The organism is Aureimonas phyllosphaerae (assembly GCF_047943035.1).
GTDB lineage: Bacteria > Pseudomonadota > Alphaproteobacteria > Rhizobiales > Rhizobiaceae > Aureimonas > Aureimonas phyllosphaerae.
Genome location: NZ_CP181348.1, coordinates 4,639,841 through 4,666,310, shown reverse-complemented (window position 1 = coordinate 4,666,310; position 26,470 = coordinate 4,639,841). Strand labels below are relative to the sequence as shown.

Annotated in this window: 22 protein-coding genes and 1 pseudogene; 10 read left to right on the top strand and 13 right to left on the bottom strand. The window is 64.4% G+C overall.

Annotation, left to right across the window (positions count from 1 at the left end; genetic code table 11):
* Positions 1-155 precede the first annotated feature (155 nt).
* Positions 156-1,535 (bottom strand): cytochrome P450, encoded by a 1,380-nt coding sequence (locus ACLNGM_RS22325; RefSeq protein WP_416356648.1) that lies wholly within the window; start codon positions 1,533-1,535, stop codon positions 156-158.
* Positions 1,536-1,733: 198 nt separating this feature from the next.
* Between ACLNGM_RS22325 and gyrB the strand changes: the two genes are divergently transcribed.
* Positions 1,734-4,184: a DNA topoisomerase (ATP-hydrolyzing) subunit B gene (gyrB, locus tag ACLNGM_RS22320; RefSeq protein WP_416356647.1), complete on the top strand. Its 2,451-nt coding sequence runs from the start codon at positions 1,734-1,736 to the stop codon at positions 4,182-4,184.
* Between the two features lie 421 nt (positions 4,185-4,605).
* Here the strand turns inward: gyrB and ACLNGM_RS22315 are convergent, their stop codons facing one another.
* Positions 4,606-5,076 (bottom strand): hypothetical protein, encoded by a 471-nt coding sequence (locus ACLNGM_RS22315; protein WP_416356646.1) that lies wholly within the window; start codon positions 5,074-5,076, stop codon positions 4,606-4,608.
* A complete protein-coding gene (locus ACLNGM_RS22310) occupies positions 5,076-5,297 on the bottom strand; it encodes a hypothetical protein (protein WP_416356645.1) in 222 nt (73 codons plus the stop codon). The genes ACLNGM_RS22315 and ACLNGM_RS22310 overlap by 1 nt, the downstream gene beginning before the upstream one ends.
* Positions 5,298-5,807: 510 nt before the next feature.
* Between ACLNGM_RS22310 and ACLNGM_RS22305 the strand changes: the two genes are divergently transcribed.
* The 7 genes and pseudogenes from ACLNGM_RS22305 to ACLNGM_RS22275 all read left to right on the top strand — a co-directional run bounded on the left by ACLNGM_RS22305 (position 5,808) and on the right by ACLNGM_RS22275 (position 13,872).
* Positions 5,808-6,284, top strand: a complete 477-nt coding sequence (locus ACLNGM_RS22305) for a hypothetical protein (protein WP_416356644.1) — start codon at positions 5,808-5,810, stop codon at positions 6,282-6,284.
* 562 nt (positions 6,285-6,846) lie between these two features.
* Entirely contained in the window at positions 6,847-7,218 is a 372-nt protein-coding gene (locus ACLNGM_RS22300; RefSeq protein ID WP_416356643.1) for a hypothetical protein, read from the top strand.
* 211 nt (positions 7,219-7,429) lie between these two features.
* On the top strand, positions 7,430-8,065 hold the full coding sequence (locus ACLNGM_RS22295; RefSeq protein WP_416356642.1) for a hypothetical protein: 636 nt from the start codon (positions 7,430-7,432) through the stop codon (positions 8,063-8,065).
* 267 nt (positions 8,066-8,332) lie between these two features.
* Positions 8,333-9,432, top strand: a protein-coding gene (locus tag ACLNGM_RS22290; RefSeq protein ID WP_416356641.1) for an IS3 family transposase whose coding sequence is annotated in 2 segments (ribosomal slippage) — positions 8,333-8,594 and positions 8,594-9,432 — 1,101 coding nt in all. Because the reading frame shifts where the segments join, the coding sequence is not laid out codon by codon here.
* A gap of 98 nt (positions 9,433-9,530) precedes the next feature.
* Positions 9,531-9,929, top strand: a pseudogene (locus ACLNGM_RS22285) (tyrosine-type recombinase/integrase); the annotation flags it as partial.
* Between the two features lie 335 nt (positions 9,930-10,264).
* Positions 10,265-13,465: a PAS domain S-box protein gene (locus ACLNGM_RS22280; protein ID WP_416356640.1), complete on the top strand. Its 3,201-nt coding sequence runs from the start codon at positions 10,265-10,267 to the stop codon at positions 13,463-13,465.
* Positions 13,466-13,482: 17 nt separating this feature from the next.
* Positions 13,483-13,872 carry a response regulator gene (locus ACLNGM_RS22275; RefSeq protein ID WP_416356639.1) on the top strand — a complete coding sequence of 130 codons (390 nt, stop codon included), beginning with the start codon at positions 13,483-13,485 and terminating at the stop codon, positions 13,870-13,872.
* Positions 13,873-14,236: 364 nt separating this feature from the next.
* On the opposite strand, the gene ACLNGM_RS22270 is transcribed toward ACLNGM_RS22275, so the two are convergent.
* From ACLNGM_RS22270 to ACLNGM_RS22255, 4 genes are read right to left on the bottom strand one after another with little or no spacing between them, the layout of a single operon-like run.
* Positions 14,237-15,454 carry a multidrug effflux MFS transporter gene (locus ACLNGM_RS22270; RefSeq protein ID WP_416356638.1) on the bottom strand — a complete coding sequence of 406 codons (1,218 nt, stop codon included), beginning with the start codon at positions 15,452-15,454 and terminating at the stop codon, positions 14,237-14,239.
* Between the two features lie 50 nt (positions 15,455-15,504).
* Entirely contained in the window at positions 15,505-16,005 is a 501-nt protein-coding gene (locus tag ACLNGM_RS22265; RefSeq protein WP_416356637.1) for a DUF1993 domain-containing protein, read from the bottom strand.
* Between the two features lie 15 nt (positions 16,006-16,020).
* On the bottom strand, positions 16,021-17,001 hold the full coding sequence (locus tag ACLNGM_RS22260) for an LLM class flavin-dependent oxidoreductase (RefSeq protein WP_416356636.1): 981 nt from the start codon (positions 16,999-17,001) through the stop codon (positions 16,021-16,023).
* Positions 16,998-18,017, bottom strand: coding sequence for a zinc-dependent alcohol dehydrogenase family protein (locus ACLNGM_RS22255; protein WP_416356635.1), 1,020 nt, complete (start codon positions 18,015-18,017; stop codon positions 16,998-17,000). The genes ACLNGM_RS22260 and ACLNGM_RS22255 overlap by 4 nt, the downstream gene beginning before the upstream one ends.
* Before the next feature lie 170 nt (positions 18,018-18,187).
* Here ACLNGM_RS22255 and ACLNGM_RS22250 point away from each other — a divergent pair, with 170 nt between their 5' ends.
* Complete coding sequence (locus ACLNGM_RS22250) at positions 18,188-18,634, top strand: winged helix-turn-helix transcriptional regulator (protein WP_416356634.1); 447 nt, start codon at positions 18,188-18,190, stop codon at positions 18,632-18,634.
* A 163-nt stretch (positions 18,635-18,797) separates the two neighbouring features.
* On the opposite strand, the gene ACLNGM_RS22245 is transcribed toward ACLNGM_RS22250, so the two are convergent.
* Both ACLNGM_RS22245 and ACLNGM_RS22240 read right to left on the bottom strand, forming a co-directional pair.
* Positions 18,798-19,748 carry an SMP-30/gluconolactonase/LRE family protein gene (locus ACLNGM_RS22245; RefSeq protein WP_416356633.1) on the bottom strand — a complete coding sequence of 317 codons (951 nt, stop codon included), beginning with the start codon at positions 19,746-19,748 and terminating at the stop codon, positions 18,798-18,800.
* Positions 19,749-20,328: 580 nt separating this feature from the next.
* Complete coding sequence (locus ACLNGM_RS22240; RefSeq protein WP_416356632.1) at positions 20,329-21,087, bottom strand: alpha/beta hydrolase; 759 nt, start codon at positions 21,085-21,087, stop codon at positions 20,329-20,331.
* Between the two features lie 123 nt (positions 21,088-21,210).
* Between ACLNGM_RS22240 and ACLNGM_RS22235 the strand changes: the two genes are divergently transcribed.
* Positions 21,211-22,185, top strand: coding sequence for a GlxA family transcriptional regulator (locus tag ACLNGM_RS22235; RefSeq protein ID WP_416356631.1), 975 nt, complete (start codon positions 21,211-21,213; stop codon positions 22,183-22,185).
* A gap of 189 nt (positions 22,186-22,374) precedes the next feature.
* Here ACLNGM_RS22235 and ACLNGM_RS22230 read toward each other — a convergent pair whose 3' ends face one another.
* From ACLNGM_RS22230 to ACLNGM_RS22215, 4 genes are all read right to left on the bottom strand, one after another.
* A complete protein-coding gene (locus ACLNGM_RS22230) occupies positions 22,375-23,460 on the bottom strand; it encodes an alpha/beta hydrolase (protein WP_416356630.1) in 1,086 nt (361 codons plus the stop codon).
* 167 nt (positions 23,461-23,627) lie between these two features.
* Positions 23,628-24,776, bottom strand: a complete 1,149-nt coding sequence (locus ACLNGM_RS22225; RefSeq protein WP_416356629.1) for an epoxide hydrolase family protein — start codon at positions 24,774-24,776, stop codon at positions 23,628-23,630.
* 50 nt (positions 24,777-24,826) lie between these two features.
* Positions 24,827-25,288 (bottom strand): hypothetical protein, encoded by a 462-nt coding sequence (locus ACLNGM_RS22220; RefSeq protein WP_416356628.1) that lies wholly within the window; start codon positions 25,286-25,288, stop codon positions 24,827-24,829.
* A complete protein-coding gene (locus ACLNGM_RS22215; RefSeq protein WP_416356627.1) occupies positions 25,285-26,373 on the bottom strand; it encodes a catalase family protein in 1,089 nt (362 codons plus the stop codon). Before ACLNGM_RS22215 ends, ACLNGM_RS22220 begins: the two co-directional genes overlap by 4 nt.
* Between the last annotated feature and the right edge of the window lie 97 nt (positions 26,374-26,470).

The window sequence follows — 26,470 nt, the reverse complement described above, 5'->3', positions numbered from 1 at the left end:
TCGTCCGTCGGCGGCGGAGCCGAAAGGCTCGGGGCTCTTCCCCGAAAGGAGAAGCCACGTCCGTCGCGGTCGGCAGGCAAACGATCGCGTGTCAATGGCCCCTTTCGCCGCCAAAATCAAGGTCCACCCGCACGGCGATCATCGATTGCGCCGCGTCAAAGCGACTTTCGACGCCGCGTCACCCGCATCGGTAGTCCGCCGCGCGGCTGCACGGTGATCTTCTGCACGGGGTGGGGCGGCCGGGCGCCGACGTATTCGAAGCGCAACGTCCGCATCAGGCAGGCGAGCGCGATCACGCCTTCCTGAAGGGCGAACGAGGCGCCGATGCACACGCGCGGGCCGACGCCGAAGGGAATGTACTGGTAGCGGTCGATCCGCCCGCGATTCTCCGGCGCGAAGCGGTCGGGGAGGAAATGGCCGGGCCGCTCCCACAGCGCCTCGTGCCGGTGGACGAGCCAGGGCATCACGAGGAGGGAGGCGCCGGCCGGCACCTCCATGCCCGCCACCGTGTCGGCCTCGATCGCCATGCGATTGAGCGAGGGCGCGGGCGGATAGAGGCGCATGGCCTCCTCCAGCGCGGCGCGCGTCCGGGGCAGGGCGTCGGCCCATTCGCGCGGATCGGGCAGGCCCGGCAACTGCTCGTCGAGCTCCCGCTCGACCTTGTCGCGCTCGATGGGGGCACTGGCGAGGAGGTAGAGCGTCCAGCCGAGCGCGCGCGCCGTGGTCTCGTGGCCCGCCCCGATGAAGGTGATGATGTTGTCCTCGACCTCGGAGGCCGACAGGCCCTCGGTCTGAAGCAGAAGCGTCAGGAGATCGCGCGGCGCGGATGTCGGATCGGCGGCGATCAGGGCGCGGCGGCGCTCGGCCGTCTCGGTGATCAAGCGCCGGAAATAGGTCATCGAGCGGTGGCCGAGGAGGCGGCCGACCCGCGGCAGGAAGGCCGGCGCGTCGAGAAGGTCGAGCGGGTCGATCCGTCCCATCCGGTGGAGGAAGTCGTCCATTGCGCGCGCGAACTCGGCCGGCTCGCCGGCGATCGCATCGGTGAAGAGCGTCGCCTGCAGGATGTCGTAGGTGAGAAGCGTCATCTCGTTCGCGACGTCGCGCGGTGTATCCGCTTCGCTTTGCCCGAGTGCTTCGGCGAAGGCCTGCGAGCGCGTGGCCATGATGGCGGCGAGCCCGCCGACATTGCGCGGCGTGAAGACCGGCGCCATCGCCCGGCGCGTGCGGCGCCAGAGCTCGCCCTCGGCGGTGAGAAGCCCGTCGCGCAGCATCGGCCGCAGCACGCGCTGGCGCAGCGGCTGCATGGCATAGTTCGCCGCGTTGTCGACGAGGCAGTGCCGGATCGCGGCCGGGTCGTTGACGATGACGGTGGGCACGCGCAGCCAGTCGTTGCGCAGGACCCTCTCGCAATAGGCCCGCTCGCCCCAGATCTCGATCGGGTTGCGCATCGCCGTCCAGATGAAGGCGGGCGTCGAGAGCGGTCGCGGCTGGGGGCGCGGGGCGGGCGCGAGGAAGGGGTCGGAAAGCGCGGACATCAGGACGATGCTCCGGTGGATCGGAAGGGCTGAGATGGGAACCCTGCGGCGTCGATGTAAGGCCGCCGGGATCAGCGAAAGCGCTGAAAAGCTTGGATTCGGGGGCGGAAACCATTATATCCGGAAGGCCCCGACGGGCACGACTGCAGGGCGGGCGGAGCGTTTTTCGGCTCCCTTCCGCGTCACCACAGGAACATCATGTCAGAAGCCTTCGAGACGAACCCCGGCGTGCCCGCCGAGTACGGCGCCGATTCCATCAAGGTGCTGAAGGGTCTCGACGCGGTCCGCAAGCGTCCCGGCATGTATATCGGCGACACGGACGACGGGTCCGGCCTCCATCACATGGTCTACGAGGTGGTCGACAACGCGATCGACGAGGCGCTCGCCGGCCACGCGACGCTCGTCACCGTCACGCTCAACGCCGACGGTTCCTGCACCGTGACCGACAACGGTCGCGGCATTCCGACCGACATCCATTCCTCCGAAGGCGTCTCGGCGGCCGAGGTCATCATGACCCAGCTCCACGCCGGCGGTAAGTTCGACCAGAACTCCTACAAGGTCTCGGGCGGTCTTCACGGCGTCGGCGTCTCGGTCGTCAACGCCTTGTCGGTGTGGCTGAAGATGAAGATCCGCCGCAAGGGCAAGATCCACGAGATGAGCTTCACCCACGGCGTCGCCGATGCGCCGCTGGAGGTGACGGGCGAGGCGGGCGACGAGACGGGCACCGCGATCACCTTCCTGCCCTCGACCGACACCTTCAAGGGCGTGACGACCTTCGACTACGGCACGCTGGAGCATCGCCTGCGCGAGCTCGCCTTCCTGAACTCGGGCGTGCGCATCGTGCTCGCCGACAAGCGCCATGCCGACGAGAAGCGCAACGAGCTGTTCTACGAGGGCGGCCTCGAGGCCTTCGTGCGATACCTCGACCGCGCCCGCAAGCCGCTGATCGCCGAGCCGATCACCGTGAAGACCGAGCGCGACGGCATCACGGTGGAAGCCGCGCTCTGGTGGAACGACAGCTACCAGGACAACGTCCTGTGCTTCACCAACAACATTCCCCAGCGCGACGGCGGCACGCACATGGCGGGCTTTCGCGGCGCCCTGACCCGGCAGGTCATCGGCTATGCCGAAAGCTCCGGCCAGCTCAAGAAGGAGAAGGTGCAGCCGACCGGCGACGATTGCCGCGAGGGGCTGACCTGCGTCCTCTCGGTCAAGGTGCCCGATCCGAAGTTCTCGTCCCAGACCAAGGGCAAGCTCGTCTCGTCCGAGGTGCGGCCCGTGGTGGAAAGCGCGATGAACGAGGCGCTCGGCTCCTGGTTCGAGGAACACCCGTCCGACGCGCGTACCGTGGTCGGCAAGATGGTGCAGGCGGCCGCCGCGCGCGAGGCCGCGCGCAAGGCGCGCGAGACCGTGCGCAAGGACGTGATGAGCGTCTCGACCCTGCCCGGCAAGCTCGCCGACTGCCAGGAGAAGGACCCGGCGAAGAGCGAGATCTTCATCGTCGAGGGCGATTCGGCCGGCGGCTCGGCCAAGGGCGCGCGTTCGCGCCAGAACCAGGCCATCCTGCCGCTTCGCGGCAAGATCCTCAATGTCGAGCGCGTGCGCTTCGACCGGATGATCTCGTCGGACCAGATCGGCACGCTGATCACCGCGCTCGGGACCGGCATCGGCACCTTCGAGGGCTCGACCTACGGGTTCGATGCCGACAAGCTGCGCTACCACAAGATCATCATCATGACGGACGCCGACGTCGACGGCGCCCACATCCGCACGCTGCTCCTCACCTTCTTCTTCCGGCAGATGCCCGAGCTCATCGAGCGCGGCTACGTCTACATCGCCCAGCCGCCGCTCTATAAGGTGACACGCGGCAAGCAGAGCCAGTACCTGAAGAACGAGAAGGCGCTCGAGAACTACCTGATCGACGGCGGCCTCGAAGACGCCGTCCTGACGCTCGCCAACGGTGAGGCGCGCCGGGGCCGCGATCTGCGTGCGGCCGTCGACGACGCGCTCCAGGTGCGCCAGATCCTCTCCGGCCTTCATTCCCGCTATGCGCGGCCCGTGGTCGAGCAGGCCGCGATCGCCGGCGCGCTCAGCCCCTCGGTCGCAGAGAACCGCGGCGAGGCCGAAGTGATGGCCGACCGGATCGCCAAGGCGCTCGATGCCGTCGCCGAGGAGACCGAACGCGGCTGGATCGGCGAGGCGGACGGCGAGGGCGGCTACCGCTTCCAGCGCACCGTGCGCGGCGTGCTCGAGGTGCAGGCGCTGGATGCCGGCCTCGTCCAGTCGGCCGACGCGATCGCGCTGCATCGCCTGGCGGGCCGTCTCGGCGAGATCTACGAGACGCCGCCGGTCCTGAAGCGCAAGGAGACCGAGCGCGCCCTGACGGGGCCGCTCGACCTTCTCAACGCCGTCTTCGAGGTCGGCCGCAAGGGCCTGTCCCTCCAGCGCTACAAGGGCCTCGGCGAGATGGACCCCGAGCAGCTATGGGAGACGACGCTCGACCCCGAGGTCCGCTCGCTCCTCCAGGTGAAGATCGCCGACGCCACCGACGCCGATCAGCTCTTCTCCCGCCTGATGGGCGACGAGGTCGAGCCGCGCCGCGAGTTCATCCAGGAAAACGCGCTGCAGGTCGCCAACCTCGACATCTAACGGGCGGTCGGTGGTGTCGCCTACCCCATAAATCCCGCATTTACCCCCATAAAGCCCGCAGAGCACCCCCATAAATCCCGCATTTGCGCGTTTTCGGCTGCCAAATACCCATAAATCCCGCATTTTGCTCTGCGGGATTTATGGGTAAAAGGCACTCAAGAGCGCCTGGAGTGGATCGGCCGAGAGCCGAACTCCCGGGATTTTCCGACGACGAACCACCCGAAAGTCGCCTGCAGATGCGGGTGGGGACACCTCAACCTTCCGTTGTCGGCGGCCCCTTATACGAACAGTGGCGGTGCGGCGGGCGACACCTATGGTAATCGGCCGACGCAAGCTGGAGACGACCGCGAGGCATTCAGCTCCGTCCCCAATCACGATCCGAATGGCCAGCGCCGACAGCCTGCGCTTCGTCCAGACCTCGTCAGGGGCCAACGAACCGGATGCTTACCGTCCGCACCTCCGGGCCCTCCGGAAGCCGAAGCCGAACCGCGTTGCGACGCCTGCTTTCTTCCAGCCGCTCGATCTCCACGAGTTCGGCGCGCGCTACCAATTCCGCTCCCATACACGCCCAATCCGGCATCTCGTCGGATTGGGACAGCCCCCATTCTTCGAGGTCGCTCAGGAAGCGCGAGTCGTTCTCGGTCAGGTCGAACTCTACGCTCGATGCCTCCTCCCGGGTGCCGCGGACCCATCTCAGGGTGGCCGGGTTCATGATCTCCAGGAACGTGACGGACCAGTCCTCACGATCGAATACCCATCGGATTTCGGACCAGGTCGGCCGGCCGTCGAAGAAATGCTGCCACTTGGCGACGAAAACGAAGCGACCCTCGACGTCGCTCTCTTCCACCTCGAGGGGCAACGTCGCCGACCCATTGAACGGAATGACGACCATCAGCGCACGAACTCCCATCGGCCGTCGTCACGCAGGTCGTGGACCGCGTGCGCCCAAGCGGGAAACGTGTCGCTCATCGTAACGCCAGGGCACTCGTCGCGGTCGAGTAGCCCGAGGTGATCCCGCAGCAGCTTCCGCTCGAAATCCTCCTCTTCGGCCACCGTGCGCAGAACCCAAGGGCCGTCTTCGACCTCACGCAAATTGAGCCAGATGATCGCCATCTTGTCCCGGTCCAGCACCCACCTGACGGCGGTATCCGGTCCGATGCCAGCAAGATCGCGCCTCCAGTCCTCGCTGGAGGCGAACCAAGCGCGTCGGCGACCGTCATCGGCATGGTGGCTGGATCCTTCAGCGCCGTTGCGAGACCTTTCGGCCATTCCTTGTACCTCCTCCCGAGCGCTTCCCAGCGCGACATCGAAACGGTCCCCCGGATCGGATGAGCCCGCAAGCCCCAGCTGACGCGATCGGACTACGAAACCGTTCCTCCGACCGCGCTCGCGTCCAGATCGGCCGCCTCTGCTTAAACCTTCCGATGCGAGCGCTTGGCCGGACGAAAAGGCGGCGCGCGCAGCGCCGCCAACGCCTCCATGCCCCGGAGCACGACGGGTGGGCCGCTCTCGATTTCCTCAGAACCGTTCACGGTTCGTCCACCCGCTTGCGCTCCCGATTTTTTGTCCTCACCATTTTTCGGCGGTCCCGATCGACCGTCGGAAACCGACCGAGGGAGACCCATGGCAGACAAGATCGAAACGATCGACGAACTCCGCGAAGCGCTTGCCGCCGCATTGAAAGCGGGGAATTTCAACGTGCACTACGAGGTCCGGCACGTGCACAAAAAGTTCGATCTCGCCGCGTCGATCTCGAACCTCGAGATCCACAATGCGATCTGCGCCGTGCTGCGTTCGGGCGACAAGCCGGAGGTCGTCTTCATCCTGGGCGGCGGGCAGGTGTTGGGGCAGATCCACGTGCTGGCGGATGGCGACCTTACCATCGAAGACGAGCTCTGGAAGGTGGCAGGCGACGCGTCCGTCCTCCACGGCGGGAAGGTCTGGCTGACGCCGGCGCCCTCCAGCGCCTACGGCTTCGGCATCCTCGAGGCCTTCCGAATGCCTCCAGGGTATTACGGACCGAACGACTGGCCGCTGATCGAACGCTTCGGCGTCGAGTGCGGCAAGTTCCAGCAGTCCCGGGAACGGGTGGCGGCTTGACGCCCGAGACGGAATGCGAGCCAGTCGGCAGGAGCGATCGGTCGGATGATGGGATCGACGCCTTCCGACGGCTGGGCGACATGCTGCGGGAGGGGGGATGGCAGCCATCCGAAGCGCAGGTTTGCGAACTCGCGCGAATGCTGAGCGACCGCATGTCGGCGGCGTCCAGTTCGGTCCGCGAGGCGTAAGGACTGAACGCCTAGCTTAGCCTCTCTCGATCGACTGAAAGGAACTCGTGGGCGTTGCCTGGTACGGAAAACAATTCCGATCGACGGCACCCTAGCCGGACGGCTGAATCCTCTGGCCGAAGCTGGTCACGGGAAGATGACGCTCAGCCTGCCGGGCATGCGCGCCATCCCTGGATGGAAGGAAATCCCCCAACCGGCGGTCGCGGCATCAAGCTCCTGACGGGGGCAAACGACCGCCTCCATCGATCCGCCCGGAAAAAATTCCTGTCCACATACTTGCGCCCGCCCCCAACCCGGGGAACCATTTTTGCAGTGATCGAAGTCGCAAGGAGCCGCACGTGCCGAACAGACGAATGCGCCTGCACGAGCTGACGTTGGACGAGGAGACTAGGGAAGCCATGTTCGCGGCCAGGGGGGCCTACTTGGCGGCAGGGCGCAAGGACCCCTGGGTTGGGGTGGCGAGGGTCCTGGGGGAACGGCTGGGCCTCGACCTCGCCGATCCCGCGAACGAGGACGTCGCCATTATCGTCAACGACGAAGACTTCAGCTTTCTCACGCCGGATCCGGAGACCGGAACCTTCACGACCATTTCGTCCCTGCTCGCAGTCTACGAAAACGTGCCGCCTGACTGGGCCACGTGGACCGGCGAGGTCCCGTCCCGCTTGGCCATGCTGATGTGGGTGATCGGGAACCTGATGAGATCCATCGGCTGGAAAGAGCGCTTCCCGAGGCCCATGGCGGCTTAGCCGTAAAGGCGTCCCGTCCCGGCGGAACCGCCTCACCGGACCGCCCGGTCAGTGAGCGTTTGACCAAAACGGCATCGCAGTCCGATCGCTCGGCCGTGCGCCGCCATTCGAAGCCCAATTCGCCTTCCGCTACGAAGAGCGGACCATCCGGTTCGCGTCAAATGTTCTCAAACCGTCATCGGTTCGAGGCGGGAAAGGCGTGCAGTGGACCATGAACGCAGGGGAGGGGAAGTTGGCAGAGGATCAGAGCCGCATTCCGAAGACGGGGGTTGCCGTTCGGCGCCGCGCTGTCGTCGATGACGGCCTGCCGAGGCAAGCGCGGCAGGAACTCGCACGTAAGAAACTGGAGAACCGTGTGACGGGCACGATCGACGCGACGGAGGAGCTACGCCGGGCGCTTTGCGAGATGGTGAGGAACCGTCCCTTGGACATACGCGGACTCGCCAACCTCGAAGAGCAGCGTTCGCTGTCCGACAAAATGCGCATCAGCGACTCGATGCCGTACTTTGCGATCAGGCAGGTCGTCGACGAGACGCTGCGGTCCGACCGCAACCCGGAAGTCGTCTTCACGTTGGCGGGCGGTCTGGTCCTGACACAGGTCTTCGTACCGATGAACGCCCCTTTCGGGCTCGACGACGAACTGTGGCGTGTCTCCAAGAACCTGTCGAAGGTCTACGGCGGTAGCGTCAACGTGGAACCCGCGCCTGCGGCGGCGTCCGGCTATGGCATTCTCACGGCGTACAGGATGCCTTCGTTCGTCTACCTTCCAGGGGACTGGCCGCTCGTCCAGCGGTTCGGCGTCGAATGCGGCAAGTATCGGCATTCCTGCGGAGCGATGGCCGCCTGACACGCGGCGCGGCAAGCGAACCTGCCATGACGATCCATCGATCCGATGTCTCGGCAGCCGCTCGCGATCATCCGAGCGGTATCATGACCGAGAACAGGTGGCGGCGGCCGGTCACGCAGGGTCCCAAATTCATTCGGACGCTGACCAACCGCGCCCGCTGACCGGCCCGCACCTACCCCCGACCGGGTGACGTGCCTCCTGAAAAACGGACCGTTTTGAGCTGGAATTTTCCACTTATGATCCCGTGAGCGGGACGAGGAGAATTCCATGAAGAAGTCGAAGTTCACCGAGGCGCAGGTCGCGTTCGTCCTGAAGCAGGCTGACGAGGGAACGGCGGTTGCGGAGGTCTGCCGGAAGGCCGGGATCTCGGAGGCGACGTTCTACAACTGGCGCAAGCGGTACGGCGGGATGATGCCGTCCGAGGTGAGGAAGCTGCGCCAGATCGAGGAGGAGAACGCCAAGCTGAAGCGGCTCGTCGCGGACCTGTCTCTGGACAAGGCCATGCTGCAGGCTGTGCTTTCAAAAAAGCTCTGAGGCCTGCTCGCCGACGCCAGTTGGTGGACGAGGTTCGAGCGTCCTGGAAGGTGTCGATCAGACGGGCCTGCTCGGCCCTGAAGGTCGGGCGCTCGCTCTACACCTACAAGTCCCGGCGCGGCGATCAGGCCGATCTGAAGACCCGAATCCAAGAGATCACGCGGACGCGGGTGCGATATGGGTACCGTCGTGTCCACGTGCTGCTACGACGGGAAGGATGGGCCGTGAACCCGAAGCGGATCTACCGTCTTTACAAGGAGATGGACCTGCAGCTTCGGAACAAGGTGCCGAAGCGGCGCGTGAAGGCCAAGCTGCGGGACGACCGGACGGTGGCGACCCATGTGAACCAGACATGGGCGATGGACTTCGTTCACGACCAGCTCGCAACGGGCCGCAAGCTGCGCATCCTGACGGTCGTCGACACCTTCTCGCGGTTCTCACCGGCGATCGATCCGCGCTTCAGCTACCGTGGCGAGGATGTGGTCCGGGCGCTGGAGCGCATCTGTGGCGAGGTTGGCTACCCCAAGGCCATCCGGGTCGACCAGGGATCGGAGTTCATCTCGCGAGACCTCGATCTCTGGGCGTATCAGAAAGACGTCGTTCTCGACTTCTCGCGGCCCGGCAAGCCGACCGACAACGCGTTCATCGAAAGCTTCAACGGGAAGTTCCGAGCTGAGTGCCTGAACACCCACTGGTTCATGAGCCTTGACGACGCGAAGGCCAAGATGGAGGCTTGGCGTAGAGACTACAACGAAGTCCGCCCTCACAGCTCGATCGGCCACAAGACCCCGATCGAGATGATGAAACGCTCGGAAGGCAGCCCGCCCGCCTGAGCAATCACCCCCGGAAATACTCCAGCCGGGCGGTCCAAAAACAGGGGGCACGTCAAGATCACGACAGGACTCTCGCTCCCGCTGGATGAAAAACGGGGGTCACGTCACGCGCCATCGTGGTGCAGCGTAAGACGAAGCGGCCAGTACAGTTCGAACTCATGGAAGCAGCACGCACGAGCCTGCTGGCATGGCTGGAGCGACGCGGCGGAACGGTCGATGATTACGCCTTTCCGAGCCGCATCGATCACTCCACCCACCTCAGCACTCGACAGTATGCTCGTCTCGTGGATGAGTGGGTGACGGCGATCGGTCTGCGAAAGGAGGACTACGGCACGCATTCGCTGCGGCGGACGAAGGCTTCGATCATATACCGCGCGACCGGCAACCTTCGCGCTGTTCAGATCCTGCTTGGTCATACCAAGATCGAAAGCACGGTGCGTTACCTCGGTGTCGATGTCGAGGATGCCCTGACCCTTGCAGAGGGAACCGAGGTCTAAGACCCCCTCGGATCGCAGCATCTTAACCTGGGACGGCCGCTTACGAGCCTCGTTTGCGACCGTTCCGATAGCGACGTGGGGTGGTAAGCGGCTGGTCCGCTTTCGGGCGCAAACACCCGAGGTCGGACAGTCGATCTTCGACGCACTTAGCTCGACAGGACGACCACCAATTGTTTTTGCACGATTGATCGTGGCTGCGAATGTTGCCTTCGGACTAGTGAAGGCACTACAGCTTTTCGCAACTTGCCCTCCCTGCGGAATAGCAATGCCCGCTTCCTTGATCGACCGCGATGCCCATCAGCTCTGACACGGGTCCAACGCCGGAGGTTGCGGCTATGCAAGACCCGCAGCAGCGGATCATTACCGATCCGGCGCGGCTCGCCGCTCTCGACTCTCTTGGCATCCTCGATACGCCGGCCGAGCAAGGCTTCGATGACGTGGCCCATCTCGCTTCGCGACTCTGCGCAACACCCGTCGCGCTGGTCAGCTTGGTGGCGGCGGATCGGCAGTGGTTCAAGGCACATGTCGGCTTCCCGGATTGCCAGGGCGAACTGAACTCGTCGATCTGCCGCTATGTCCTGGAGGAGCCGGACACGCTCGTCATCGAGGACCTCGCCACCGATCCTCGCACCGCAGCCAATCCTCTTGTCACGGGCGAACCGCACATCCGCTTCTACGCCGGAGCACCGCTGCGGCTTGAGGATCGTCAGGTCGTCGGCACGCTTTGCGTCTTCGACATCGCGCCGCGGGCCGGCGGCCTGACTGCGGACCAGAAGAGTGACCTGCGCGCCCTCTCTCGCCAGGTTTCCGCCCTTCTGGATATGCGCCGTACCGTCAGGAGCCGCGAAGAGACCCTGGACGGCCAGCGCATCGAATTGCGTCAGGCCCGATACGTCGAGTTGCTCGCCAAGGCGTCCGAAGCCCTCCTATCCGCATCCGACCCCGGTGCCATTCTGGAGCCCATCCTGTCGGCGAACGCCGAGATGCTCGGCTTCGACCGGAGCTACACCTACGACATATGGCCAGGGAGCCAGCACCTTCGCCTGACGCACTCGCTGAACGCAACAGCCGAGGTGAAGGATCACCTCGGCAGATTGCCGTTCGGTGCGCCGGTCTGCGGTATCGTTGCCGACAGGCTGCAACCACTTATCCTCGAGAATATGCAGGCCGGTAGCGATCCGGCGTTCGCGACGGCACGCAGCCTGGGGTTCGGGGTCTATGCGGGCTTCCCGATCATTAGCCGCGGGATCCTGCGCGGCGTGATCTCCTTCGCCTCGACGCAAGCCACAGCCTTCGATGCCGAAGCGCTCAGCTTCTTCGAAACGCTCGCCCGAATGATGTCGGCCGTCTACGAGCGGATCGACGTCGGGCGGGCGCTCGAAGAGACCAACGAGCGCGCCCGCCTGGCGCAGGAAGCCGGGTCGATCGGGACGTTCGAGATCGATATCGAGAACGGCATCGCGAGAGCCTCGAGCGAAGCATGCCGCATCTTCGGTCTGCCCGAGGCCGAGACACACTTGGCGAGGGACTTCATCGATCTCGTCATCCCGGAAGACCGGTCGGTTGCCATGACGGAGGCGACACTGCGCGAGGGCTCGGCGCCGACGGAGGTCGAGTACCGGATTCGCCGCGCTGGTGACGGTGCGCTTCGCTGGATTGCGCGCCTGGGTCGCTTCGTCCGGGACGAGGCCGGCAAGACGGTCCGCTTGTTCGGCACCGTTCAGGACATCACCCTGCGCCGGATGGCGCAGGAGGCGCTGCGCGCCAACGAGGAGCGCTTCCGCACCATCGTCAACACCGTCGAGGCGGCATTCGCCATCGTCGAGGTGGCGTTCGACGCCAACGATCGTCCGGTAAACTACCGCTTCGTGGAGGCCAACCCGGCTTTCGAGCGCCAAGCCGGCGTGAACCTGCGCGGTAAGTGGGTGACCGAGTTTGCCCCGGATCTCGAGCAGTTCTGGTTCGAGACCTACGGACATGTGGCCAAGACGGGCGAGCCGACGAGTTTCGAGAACTATGCCGAGGCGTTCGAGCGCTGCTTCGACGTCAAGGCGGTGCGAGTGGGGGATCCGAGAGATCGCCAGATCGCGATCTTCTTCAGCGACGTGACGGCGCGCAAGAAGGCAGAAGCAGCGTTGAAGGCCAGCGAAGCGCTGACCCGTGAGAACATCGACCGCGTGCAGCTCGCCTTGGCCGCGGGGGCCATCATCGGCACGTGGAACTGGGACATGATCAAGGACCAGTTCACGATCGACGAACCCTTCGCCGAGGCGTTCGGGCTGGATCCGGCGCTTGGCCGCAAAGGCATACCGCTCGCGCAGATCGTCGCGACCGTTCACCCCGCGGATCAGGAAGGCTTGGCCGCGGCGATCAACGAGGCGGTCGCCCGCGGTGGTGCTTATGCTCACCAATACCGGACACGGCGTGCGGACGGGAACTACTATTGGCTTGAGGCCAATGGACGGGTCGATCATGCTCCAGATGGCACACCGACGGTCTTCCCGGGCGTTTTGATCGACATCGAAGAGCGTCGCGCCGTCGAGGCGGAACGCGATCGCGCCAACGCCACGCTCCGGGAGCGCGAAGCCTTCCTGAGCAGCGTGCTTGCCTCGTCGAACGACTGCATCAAGGTGCTCGATCTCGACGCCAAGCTCGTCTTCATGAGCGAAGGCGGCAAGAAGGTCATGGAGGTATCCGACTTCAACGCAATCGTCGGATGCCCTTGGCCCGACTTCTGGCTGGGCGAGGGCAACCTCGCTGCCAAGGAAGCGATCGCCTCGGCACAGGCGGGGGTACCATCGGCTTTCCAGGGTTACGCCGACACCATGAAGGGCCGGCGGCGCTACTGGGACGTTCAGGTGTCGCCGATCTTCGGGCCGGACGGCAAGCCCGAGCGTATCCTGTCGGTATCGAGAGACATCACCGCGCTGAAGGCTTCCGAGGAAGCCCGAACCGTCCTCAACCAGGAACTCTCCCACCGGATGAAGAACCTGCTTGCCATGGTCCAGGCGATCACCGCCCAGACCCTGCGGCAGGCGACCAGCATGGACGAGGGGCGCGAGGCCGTGTTCACCCGCATCTCGGCTCTTGCCCGGGCGCAGGACATCCTCGTGCGGTCCAGCTTCGACGAGGCCGACGTCGGGGAGATCGTCGAGGCTGCCATCGCCCCACACCAGACCGCGGACAAACGGATCGATGCCGACGGCCCACGCGTCGGCCTGACGGCGCAGCAGGCGCTTGGTCTCAGCCTCGCGATCCACGAGCTTGCGACGAATGCCGCCAAGTACGGTGCGCTCTCGAACGAGGCGGGCCGCGTCGCCATGTCCTGGGGCGAGGCTGATGGAAGCTTCCAGTTCAACTGGATCGAAAGCGGGGGGCCTCTAGTTACTGCTCCTCAACGACGCGGGTTCGGCTCCAAGTTGATCGAGCGCATCGTGGCCAGCTACTTCGACGGTGAGGGACGCATCGACTTCGATCCTGCCGGCATTCGCTTCACGCTGATCGGTGCGCCGTCTCGCGCCGCACACGTTGCATAGAAATCGAACCGCATCCCATGGCTCAATCCTTCAATCCGAATCGCTACGCCGTACTCGTCGTAGAGGACGATGCCCTCGTCCGTGCCGAAGCCGTCGATCTTTGCGAAGAGGCAGGCTTCACGACCTACGAGGCCAAAAACGCCGATCAGGCCATTCGGATGTTGGAGCGTCATTCCGACATCCGCGTGCTGTTCACGGACGTCGAGATGCCCGGAACGATGGACGGGCTCAAGCTTGCCCACGCCGTGCGTGATCGCTGGCCACCGGTGACGATCATGGTGACGTCGGGGCGCGTCCAAGTCGGGAAGGACGACATGCCCGAGAATGGACTGTTCTTCGCCAAGCCCTATCCGCCGCGAGGCATCATCAAAGCGCTCAACGACATCGCCGCGCAGATCCAGTCCTAAGCCCCGCTCCCTGACTGAACCAGTCGCGTTCAAGTTCGTCCGCTTTCGGGTTGGGGCGAGTGCCCCTGTAACAGCAGTGTTGGGTCGAAAGCGGATGGGCCGCTTTCAGGCGTCGGCTTCCGCGGCGCCGATCGGCTCGGTTGGGTGGAAACCGGATCGTCTGCTTCTAGGGAAATAAGCCGGAGAGCTGACTCGCCGTCACCTTCCGAGCAGCAACCTTCCCCCACAGCCGACCGATTTCGATCAAAGACGGCTGGTAGCTCCAATTCCGCCCAGCAGGCAACGTCCGGCTTCGGGTGTCCGCTGCTTCCGAACCGGACGGCCCTTCAAACGCTGCTGTGAGGCTGGAGGGGCCAGCCGCCGGTCATCCGAGATCGGCGGGACGGGATCTTAAGGCAACGAAGGCCGCCGCGGCTGAGAGCAGCGCGCAGGCTGTCATGGTTCCAAGCATGGGAAGAGCGGTGCCGTCTGCGGTTGCGGCCACCGCGAAGCTTGCGAGGGCGCCAGCCGCGAACCCTGCCGTTCCCAGGATCGCGGAGGCAGAGCCTGCGGCAGCGCCGTGGGCGTGGAGGGCCATGACGGTGCCGACAGGCACCAAGATGCCCATCGAGAACAAGACCATGGCGACGCCGAGGATCAGCACCAGCATGCCACCAAGGTCGAGAAGCCCCACGACAAGAAGCGCGGACGTCAGAACGGCATTTGCGCCGACGCAGTAGCCAAGCAGGCGCACGGGCCCGAACCGGTCCATGAACGGACCGGACAACTGTGCCGAACTGGACCACATGACGGCCGAAAATCCGAAGACCATGCTGAATTGCAGCGGGGTCAGTTCATAGATCGTCATGAAGACGAACTGTGCCCCCGAAACGTATGCGAAGAACGTGGCCTGGGCCAAGCCGATCATCAACGCGGCGCAGATGAAGCTTCGATCCCGTAGAAGCAAGCCGTAGCCCCGCAGGGTGGCCATTCCCGAGACGCGGCTGGCCACCGGGAGCGTTTCCGGAACCTGCGTGACGACGAGCGCGAGCGCGACCACGCCTGCGACCGTCAGGAACCAGAAGATCGATGTCCATCCGTAGACCTCGACCAGAGCCGTGCCTGCCAGCGGCGAGATCAGGGGCCCGATCGAGATGACGAGGACCATAAGCGACATCATCCGTGCGGCCGTCGACCCGGTGTAGCGGTCCCTGATCAGCGCCCGTGGTACGGCCATGGCGGCGCAGGCCCCGATCCCTTGCAGGAACCGCCATACGATCAATTGCCCAGCGGCGGCGGCCAGACTTGCCCCGATCGACGAGACGATGAAAAGCAGCAGTCCCGCGTAGAGCGCCGGCTTTCTCCCGAACCGGTCGGAGACCGGACCGAAGATGTTCTGTCCGACCGCAAGGGCCGCCAGATAGCTCGTCAGGCTGAGTTGGATTGTGGCGCTGGTCGTTCCCAACGCCCTGGCCATTTCGGGAAAGGCGGGAACGTACATATTCATCGCGAGAGGGCCCGCAAGCGACACCAGTCCCAGTATCAGCGCCTCCTTTCTGAACGACGTGGGACTTTCGCCATGCGCGTTGGCTCGGGATGTCATCTCGGATGATTTCATATGGAATGGGGAGGGTGGCGACCGCGCGTGTTCGACTATCGTTGCAGGAACGGCAGCTGGCCGATGTAGTCCATCTTTCCGATCCGGACGCCCTTGTGGCGCAGGATGTCGTAGGCCGTGACCGTGTGGAAGTAGAAGTTCGGGACGCCGTGCTGGTAGAAGTAATCCTTTCCGAGAAAGGCGCCGGACCAGCCTGGAGGCGCCACGGTCCGGTCTTCCCAGCCGGCGAAGCCGCTTTTCTCGATCGATGCGACATACGCGACCGTCTTCTCGATCAGGGCCTTGAGTTCCGGGATCGTCTTCTCGGTGTCCTTATAAACCGGGATCGGTTTGCCGCTCAGGACCGAGGCTGCGAGCCTGGCCGTGTCACACGCCATCTGAACCTGGCTCGTCAGCGGGCGCATATCAGGTGCCAGACGGGCGTCTAGCAGCGCGTCCGGCGCCAGGTTGTTCGCCGCGGCGTGCTGCTGCGCCTTATCCAGAAGCCGGGAAAGGGTGCGGAGCATCTTGGTGAATTGCGTGATCTGCGCGTACATTGTGAGGGTCTTCCGTTAGGTTGCCGCCTGTGCGGTGATCTCGAGCGAGCGCACGCGCTGGCTGAAGTCGAAGATGTCGGTGACGATCATCAGCTCGTCGGCCTTGGTGTCGGCGACGAGCTGGTTGAGCCCGTCGCGGACCGTCTCCGCGCTGCCCACCACGCTGCAGCTCAGCATCTGCTCGGTTTGCGCCTTCTCCTGCGGCGTCCAGTAGGCCTCGATGTCGTCCACGGGCGGCTTGAGCAGGCTTGGCATGCCCCGGAACATGTCGGCGAAGGTCATCTGCTGGGAGGTCGCCAGCATGCGGGCCTCGGCGTCCGTTTCCGCGGCGATCACGTTGACCCCGATCATCGTGTAGGGCTGCTGCAGCTGCTCCGAAGGCTGGAAATTGGCGCGGTAGACGTCCAGCGCCTGATGCAGCGCCTGCGGGGAAAACTGGGACCCGAAGGCATAGGGAAGGCCAAGCGCGGCGGCGAGATGCGCCCCGAAAAGACTGGATCCGAGGATCCACAACGGTACGTTGGTCCCGGAGCCCGGAACCGCCTCAATCCGCTGCCCTTCGCCCTTGGGGGCGAGAAACGCCTGCAGCTCCTGGACGTCCTGGGGAAAGTTTTCCGCGTTGCCGGGATCTCGCCGCAGCGCCCGCAAGGTCCTCTGGTCGGTACCGGGGGCGCGCCCGAGCCCCAGGTCGATACGGCCGGGATAGAGGGTTTCCAGCGTGCCGAACTGTTCGGCGATAACGTACGGGGCGTGGTTGGGCAGCATGACGCCACCAGCGCCCACGCGGATCGTCGTCGTGCCGGCCGCGATATGCGCCACCACGACCGACGTCGCTGCCGTGGTGACTGCCGGCGAGTTATGATGCTCCGCGACCCAGATACGTTGAAAACTAAGCCGCTCGGCATGCTGGGCGAGCGCGCGGGCGTGGTCGAGCGCCTTACGGCGATCGGACCCTTGGCGGACGCGTCCCAGTTCCAGAACGGACAGGGGTATCATCGTGCGGGGACCCCCTCGATGACGACCTTGCCGACGTGGTTGCCGCTCTTGAGGCGCTGATAGGCGGCCTCGTAGTCCACGAACGGGAAGATCTGGTCGAGGACGGGATGCACCTCGTGCAGGGCCATAGCGCGCAACAGCGCCTCGAAGCTCGCCCGCGGTCCGATCGACGTGCCGGCGACGTGGAGCGACCTGGAGAGGATGTCGATCGGCGGCAGCCCGCCCCCAAAGCCGCTGGTGAACCCGACGAGCGAGATGTCGCCCCCGATCCGGGTCGCGGCCGCCGACTTCACGATCGTCTTCTCGCCTGCGATGTCGATGGTCTTGTCGACTCCGCGTCCGTCGGTGAGGGCCTGGATCTCCTTGTCCCAGTCGGGATGGGACCGATAGTTGACGACGGACGCGGCGCCCAACGCCAGGAGGCGCTCCGCCTTCTCGTCCGACGAGGTGATCGCCAGAACCTTCGCGCCGAACATCTTCGCGATCTGGAGGGAGAACAGCGCGACACCACCCGTGCCCTGAACCAGGACGGTCTCGCCCGCCTGAAGGGGCGACGACAGGTTCAGACCCGTCCAGGCCGTGACGGCGGCACACGGCAGGGACGCCGCCTCGGCGTAGGTGATGTAGTCCGGCAGGTGCACGATGGCGTTCTCGTGCAGCAGGATGGTCTCGGCCAGCCATCCGTCGGTCGTCATGCCCAGACTGTCGGCATGATACTCCGGACGGTTGGGGCCGCCGATCCAGTGCTGGCAGCAGGATGCCGACACGCGGTCACCAACCTTCGCGCGTTTGACGCTGCGACCGACCGCGATCACTTCACCGGCCCCGTCCGACAAAGGCACGCCATTGGGCTTGGTCGGGCCGCCATACGCACCATCAAGGATCGCCTGGTCGCGGAAGTTCAGGGACATCGCATGAACCCTGACCACGACCTCGTGCGGGCCGGGGTTCGGCATCGCCTCGTCATGCAACGCGAGGCCTGGCTTGTCCCCGGACGTCCACCGCACAGTCTTCATTGTCTCAGTCTTCCTTTTGATCGGCATGGCGGCGTCGTTCCCGCAACCAACAGGATCGTTGGCCGAGCGCGCGTCGCACCGAATATTTGCGTGAACCCGAAATTAGCGGTAGCTATTAATCAGCGCAAGAACACACCTTCCGGTGTGGTACACACCAAAAGGTAAGTTAGATGAAACGAGACTGGCGAAACGGGGATCCCGAACAGCAGCTGTTCTGGGCGACGGCAACCTGCGAAACCCTGCGGGTGCTGGAAGGGAAGTGGAAGATCGTCATCATCGTCCAGCTGTTCGCGGCCAAGGCGCCTGTGCGCTTCTCGGAGCTTGAGAAGCGGGTCGTGGGCGTGAACCAGAAGATGCTGATCCAGCAGCTCAAGGAGCTGGAAAAGGACGGAATTGTCGCGCGGACGGTCTACCCGCAGGTCCCGCCGAAGGTGGAATATGCCCTGACCGATCTGGGTCGCGCGCTCGGTCCTGCCATCGAAACGCTGATCAACTGGGCCTTCCTCAAGTGCGAAATGAGCGGGGGAACGCCGCAGCAGGTTGATGCCGCCACCGGGGCCGTCGTGGGACGGCGGCTTTCACCTCCAACGGAAACACTCGAACCCCGGCCGAAGTGAGAACCGGGCCAATCGGCAAGCCGGTCTGAGGGGATTTCCCCCCAAACCAGCTTTTGCCAGCATGCCGGCCATGGGCATCGAACCGAGCGCAGGCTTTGCTCCCAGACGGAGAAAAGTCGGCGCTCAGACGAGGCGCGATTGCAGCTCGTTGATCGTGCGACGATCAAGCCGCGGTCTCGAGGACCTTCGCGCTGAGCGCTTCGGCGCGGTAAATCGCGGCCGTGCCCCCTATGTCATCGTTGGTCGTGATGAAGATTTCACCCGTATCGGGATGCACCGCGAGACTGGTGGTCCCGAGAAACCCTCCCTGCTCCCGTTCCGGGATCAAGACCTGCGCGATTGGGACACCGCGCCAATCGAACACCAGCAACCGCCCTTCGGTATAGAGCGCGACGTAGACGTTGCCATTCGCGTCCGTGCGCAGCGAGTCCACCTTCGCGCCCGTGAACCTGTACGCGATCGTCAGTCCATAGTCGGCGATCGTCGTCGGTCCGGCGAGTTCGATCCGGTGGAGCAACCCTCGTCCGGTCTCGGTGGCCCACAAGATCTTCTCATCCGGGCTGAGCCCGATCCCGTTGGGTAGGGACAGGTTCGGAAGGATCGGCGTGATCGTCTTCAGGTCCGGGGCGACATAGAAAACCCCACCCGTGGGGTTGGCATTGTTGCCCTGCATGTCGGTGAAGTAGAAGCCGCCACGCTTGTCGTAGACGAGGTCGTCCGGGACGTGGCCGAGCTGGGGGTCGATGATGATCTGCTTGTCCGAGCCGTCCGGCTTGATCGCGAACACCGTGCCGCCGCTGTGAATGGTCGTGAAACCGGCGACAACGATACGACCGTCCCCGTCGAAATCGAGGCCGGCGGCTCCGGCTGTATTTTCGGTCAGAACGGCGGTCAATTCACGGTCCGGGGAAAGCTGCAGGACGCGCCCGGTCATGCAGTCAACGAAGATCAGGTTGCCCGGCTTATCAAACCGTGGCCCTTCGAGAATAACCCGATCTTTGACCCCGCCGAGGGGAGCCAGATCCTTCGTGACAGTGAACCATGTTTCGGCGACGATCGTTGGCAGGCTCTTTTCCCATATCGGTATATTGGGGCCGCGACTTGTGAGCATCATTACCGTTTTCTCCAGTCTTGCGTTGTCGGATCGCGAAACTAGGGGGAACTATTCTATGCAGCAAGAACCCACTTTTTCGTTCAATACCCACCAGAAGGTAAGTTAGGTTTGGCGGGACTAGTTGGATGAGGCTCCCAACCAACACTCTCCTGGGCAGCGAGTTCGCTATTACGATGCCGGTCAAGGTCGGACGTGCCGAATTGGCACCGATGGTCGAAAGACCCCTGCGCGATCTCGACATGGTTGGCGGCAGACACGTTGGGTGAGACTGAGGACCGTCCGCTTTTGGGTGAACCGATAACGTCGTTGTACGACCTAGACGGGTCGATTGCGGATGGACCGTTTCCGGGCGTCCGCTTTCCTAGCGCCGATCGGCTCGGCTGGGTGGAAAGCGGCCTGTCTGCTTCTGGATGGAATCTTCGGTGAACCGCCATTCCCGTCGAGCGCCGGCGCTAAAGCATAAAACCGGAAGCGTCCTACCAGAGCTTCACCTCAGCGATCACGTCTTCAGCGTGGCTACGGAGTGGAGCGCTTCGTTTGGCAGTGAGGGGTAGCCGGTGGCGGCTACCTCTCTTCGGTCCTACTTCGCGGCTTTGGCGGCCTTTTCGATCACCTTGGCGACAGCCTCGGCCTGCGAGATGTAAAGGGCGTGGCTACCGTCGATCTCCGTCACGTTGGCACCCGAGCGCTTGTACATAAAGCGCTGGAGTTCGGGGCTAAGCGCCTTGTCTTCCTTCGCCACGATGCCGTAGCTCGGGCGGCCGTGCCAGGCGGCCGTCGGCACGGTGGCTTGGAACGCGGTCACCGCTACTGGCATCTGCGAGCGGGCCATGAATTCGGCCTCGTCCTTCGGCAGATCGGCGCCGAAGTCGGCGGCGAACTTCGCAGAGTCGAGGAAGAGGAAGCCGTCGTCCGTCGGCTTGATGTCGTTCGATGGCGACGGCATCGTGCCGATCAGTCCGCCGGTCGTCTCGCCCTTCTCCGGTTGGAGCGCAGCGACGTAGACTAGTGCCTTAACCTTCGGGTCGTCGCCCGCGGCGGTAATCACTGTTCCGCCGTAGGAATGGCCGACAAGCACCGTGTCGCCGGTCTGCTGCGCAAGGACACGCTTGGTCGCGGCGACATCCTGATCGAGACCGGTCAGCGGCTGCTGGACGATCGACACGTTGTAGCCGTCCTTCGTCAGAATATCGTAGACCTTGCGCCAACCAGAGCCGTCGACGAGTGCGCCGTGGACGAGGACGACATTCTTGGCCTCAGCTAGGACCGGTGCGGTAAAAGCCGCTGACGAAAGGAAAACCGCGGCGACGGCGAGGCTGGCGTTTCGGAGCTTTGTCATGGTTCAGTTCCGTTTATGGTTCGCGCTGGGCGATAAGGTCATTGCCCGCTGCAAGAGGAGATAGCCTGCCTATTTTTCGGCTGAACTTGGCAATGATGACATCGAGCAAGCCGGAACTGACAAATGACGTCGCCCACGCGGATCGTCTCTGAGATTGGTATTCTCCTTTATCCTGACGTCCAGCTTGGGGCTGTGCATGGGCTGACGGACCTTTTTCATATTGCCGGACTGATGGTGGCAGGCAGCGCTACGGAGCCACCGAACGTCCGCGTCACGCACTGGCGAGGTGAGGGCGACAGCGAGCCAGTCTGCGTCTTCGACACCCATCCTGGGTCGGCGCACCGTCTATCGCATGTCATCGTCCCACCTAGCCTCGTCGTGCCTAGCGAGATTCAGGCGCTGGATGCCTCAGCCCGCTGGCTCTCAGGCTTGCACGCCGAAGGGGCAACGTTGTGCTCTGTATGCGCAGGAGCCTTCGTGCTAGGCCGCACCGGGCTCATGGACGGGCGACGCGCAACGACGCACTGGTACTTCGCCGCCGCTCTGGCCGCACATTTTCCGACAGTGCGCGTTGATGCCGACCGTATGGTGATCGACGAGGGCGATATAATCACCGCCGGCGGCATTCTCGCGTGGACCGATCTCGGACTGACGCTGGTCGAGCGGCTGCTTGGTCCCTCGGCTATGCTGGAGACAGCGCGCTTTCTTCTGATCGATCCACCGAGACGTGAACAGAAGCCGTTTGGACGCTTCGTGCCGCGCCTCGACCACGGGGATACCGCAATCCTCAAGGTGCAGCATTGGCTTCACGCGACCCATGCTCGCGATCATGCCCTTCCTGGCCTCGCCGAGCGGGCAGGGCTGGAAGAACGGACATTTCTGCGACACTTCAAGAGGGCGACGGGACTTCGGCCTACTGAATACGCGCAAAGCGTACGCATCGCCAAGGCGCGTGAGGAGCTGGAGCACACTCGTCGGCCGATCGACCAGATAGCTTGGGATGTCGGCTACGGCGACCCTTCGGCTTTCCGTAAGCTTTTTGTACGCCTGACCGGCCTTGGCCCGACCGAGTATCGCCGCCGCTTCTTCGTCGGCTGACGCAACGACGACCAACATCCGTAGACATATCGATCAAGGAGCTTACCCTTCGCTGCCGATGTATCCAACGCTAGGTTTCACGTGTCCGCTATGCGGAGGACGTTGCGCGACAGATCATGGCCGGATCGGGTCGAAAGCCGTCGGGCCCAGCTGGCACCGACGGCTTTCCCTTCTACAAGATGCCGTAGCTCAATTGCCGAACGCTTTGGTCAGCGCCGCGACCGCCATGTCCGTCGCCTCCTTGGCCTGCGGGACGACCGCCGCCATTCCGAAGAACTCGTGCGTCACACCGTCGTACGTCTTCTGCTCGGTCGTGACGCCCGCCGCCGTTAGCTTCTCGGCCAGCATCTCGCCTTCCGAGCGCAGCGGGTCGATCTGCGCATTGATGATCGTGGTGGGGGGCAGGCCGGCGAGATCGGTCCGGTTGACGAGGTCGAGGCGCGGGTCGGCCGCCTGCGCCTTGCTCTCGAAGACATTGGCGACGAACCATTCCATCGCCTGCTTCGACAGCGGCATGGCGTCCGCATTCTCGACATAGGACGGCGTCGTCATGTCCTTGCCGGCGACGGGGTAGACGAGCACCTCGGCAAGCGGCGCCGTCAGCTTCTGGTCGCGTGCGGTGATCGCCACGTTGGCCGCCAGATTGCCGCCCGCGCTCTCGCCGATGAGGGCGATCTTCGTGGCGTCGCCGTTGAACGAGCCGGAGTTCTCAACGACCCACTTATAGGCTGCGTTGGCGTCCTCGTGCGCGGCCGGGAACTTGTGCTCGGGCGCATGACGGTAGTCGGCGGAGACAACGATGGCCTCGGCTCCAGCCGCGATGCCACGAGCCGATGCGTCGTAGGTGTCGATGTCCGCGATGACCCAGCCGCCCCCGTGGAAGTAGACGACGACCGGGAAGGGACCCGTTCCCTCTGGAGTGTAGATCCGGATCGGGATCTCGCCTGCCGCGCCCGGGATCATCATGTCCTTGGTCTTCACGGCCGCGACGGCGGCATCGGGCTGGATGCCCTTCTCCTTCATAACAGCCATGGCGGCGTCGGCGGGGGTCGGGCCCTTGCGGGTTTCCTCGACGGATTGGGTGCCGATCGGCTTGGCGCCGAGCTCCTGGAGCTTGTCGAGAACCGCCTTCATCTCTGGAGCGGGCTGAGCCATGGCAGGTTTGGCGGTCTCGGCGGCGGGCGAGGGAGTGGGGGTTGCTGTCTGAGCGAGGGCTGCGGTCGACAGGGCGGTCGCGGCGGCAAGGCTCGCGGTCAGGGCAATGGCGAACTTCATGATCATTCCTTCAAGGGAGAGATCATGGAAGTGCCGGGAGTCCACGAATGTTCCGACGCGATATAGACGTTCCCGATTATCCCGATCCGCGATCGGTTGCCAAAGGGATTGCCGATCTGCCCTTCGCTTACGGCTGACCACGAGGCCTGCGAGGCTGAACGGTCCTGTCAGTCGCGCTGACTGGACACTTTCGTCCAAGCCCGAAGGTCGTCGATGAGGAGATTGGGTGCCTCGAGCGCGGCGAAGTGGCCTCCGCGGGGCATCTCGGTCCAGCGCGTGATCTTGGCGTAGCCCTTCTCGGCCAGGGAGCGGGGCGGCCAAGGATGCAGCGGATCGGGGAACCGGGCGAACGCCGTCGGCACCTCGATCCGCAGCCCCTCCGGCAGGTTCCGCAACTTCGCCTCCTGCGCCGCCGAGTAGTAGCGGATCGAGGAGTGGAACGCCCCGGTCATCACGTAAATCATGATCGTGTCGAGGAGTTCGTCCCGGTCGAACACGTCCTCGAAGCGGCGATCCCGGCGGTCGGACCAGTCGTGGTAGCGCTCGAGGATCCAGGCCGCCTGCGCAACGGGATCGGCGCCGACCGCCCATGACAGGCTTTGCGGTTTGGAGCCCTGGAGATGTCGGTAGCCGCCCTTCTCCTTCTCGATCGCCGCCATCTCCTTCGCCCAGGCCTGCTCCTCCGGTGTGTTCGGCTCTGCGGATGGAGCAGGGAACATCATGGTGAGATGGATGGCGTGCAGGCTCGAGGGCCGCTCCAACGCTAGGAGGCCCGTGACCAGCGCGCCCCAGTCGCCGCCATGGGCGTGGTACCGCGTGTAGCCGAGAACTTCGCGCATCAGGCGATCGAAGATACGCGCGGTCTCGCGCTGGTCGATGGTCTTCATAGGCTTTCCGGAGAACCCGAAGTTCGGAAGCGACGGCACGACGAGGTCGAAGGCATCCTCTGCCCGTCCACCAAAACGCGACGGGAAGGCCAACGGCTCGATCACCTTCCAGAACTCGCGATGCGAACCAGGCCAACCGTGTGACAGGAGAAGGGGGCGCTTCCCCTCCGCCTCGCCGACGACATGGACGAAGTGGATGTCGACACCGTCGATCTCCGCGATGAACTGGGGAAAACGGTTGAGCCGCTCGACGGCGGACCGCCAGTCGTAGGCTTCGGTCCAGTAGCCGCAGAAGTCTTGCAGGTAGGTGACATCGCAGCCGTACCGCCAACCCTCGCCTTCTGGAACCGGGGGGAAGCGATAGGCACGTACGCGCTCCAGCACCGCTTCGATGTCCGCTTCCGACCAGTTCACCTCGAACGGCTTCATGGGTCTATTCCTTGCGCTTCAGGAGGGTGCTCGCGAAACGGCGACAGGCGTCAGCGACGACTGAAGAGCCTGGCGCCCGCCGCGGTCGCGAGACCGAACAGGAGATGGTTCGCCGTGTGCATGCCGATCGTCGCGGGATCAGCCTGCCATTCCGGCTTCTTCACCCCGAGAAGCGGGCCGACGATCCAGTGCATGGCGGCGTAGAAGGACAGGCCGAACAGGATCCCAGAGGACAGGACACCTGAGTCCTCGTCGGTGACGGCCGCATAGGTCGCGCCCGCAACGGCAGAAAGGAGGAGGTGACCTCCCTGGATCACCGCCTGTTCGCCAGGACCCGGAAGCGCACCGTGGTCGCGAACCCGCAAACCAAGCCGGGCTTCGGCGGCGCGTTCCAGGTCGGCCAGCTCGGACGGCCGGCCGCTCTTGCGCTCGCCTGCCACCAGCAGTGCCGTGATGCCGATCCCGGCGGTCAAACCGCCTGCGATGGCGCCGAAGAGGCGCGAACCGCTCATGCGGCCGTCCTCGTCGACGGCTCATGGATGGGGCAGCCATTGAACCGCTCGCGGAACTTCGCGGAGTGTTCGTAGGGAGCCTTACGGGCGCGATTGATGTTGCCAAGCGGCTGATGGGCCGCAAGCCCGGTCCAGATGCCGAAGCGCATCTCCTCGTCGACCGCCTGGACGCGCTCGGAAGCCCAACTGTCCTGCGGCTCGACCGTGATCGTCGCCACGGTCTGGAAGGGCGCCTCGTCCTCCTTCCATTCGACCGTCGGATCCTCGACGGGCTGCTTGTCGAGGTCGCGGCAAAGCTGGACGCGCAACTCCCAGCGACCGCGGATGGTCCCCATCTCGGCCCGGACGGTGTCGCGGATGGCGGTCTCGTTGTCGCTGGCGTCGATCTCGCGACCTGTCAGCTCGGTGAGGTCCGGCGACACCGGGGCCAGCGAGAACTTGGAGATGTAGTCGCCGTATCGGAACGGCGTGACGCTGTAGTAGGTCTCGCCGAGCGGATCTACGTTGGGCGCGCCACCCATGGACTGAAGCGTTGGGCTCTCGACGCCGACGGCTTCCAACGCTTTGTTCACGCCGCGCAGGACCGAGGACATGACCGTCTTCGTGCCTTCCAGCCTGTCGGTGGTCTTGGCCAGCATCTTCAGGCTGCCATGGAAGTCGGCTGCGGTCTTGGCCTGGAACACCGGGCCGTTGACCATGATGAAGTCCTGCGTTGTTCCCTCGGCGCCCGGAAGGCGCTCGCCCTCGACGTCAAGAACCTTCATGGCAAGCCCACGAGGTAGCGAGATCGCGTCCGGCAGGATGTCCCCGGCGTTGGTGGAGAGCCGCATGTAGACCGTGTGCTCACCGGGCTTGGCGAACAGCCCCTGCGCGAGCTCAGGCGGGAGGCCATCCGCGATCCGGAGCTTCCCTTCAAGGATCCCGTGCGCCTTCGCATGAACCGAACGGACCGCATGACCGTAGTCCTTTGCCGTCGTCTCCAGGATCGTATCGAACGTGTCGTTCAGTCCGGCGATCGTCTCCTGCTCGTCAGGCTGGATGTCTTCGACGGACGGGGAAAAGCGAACGGGCGCAGCGAGTGTCATGGTTTGGAACCTCTCTAATTCAAGAGGAAGAAGGATTGGCTATCTCCCAGGTTCCTGGATGCACAAATGATTTGTGCGGCCGTTATCCGTTGAGTTC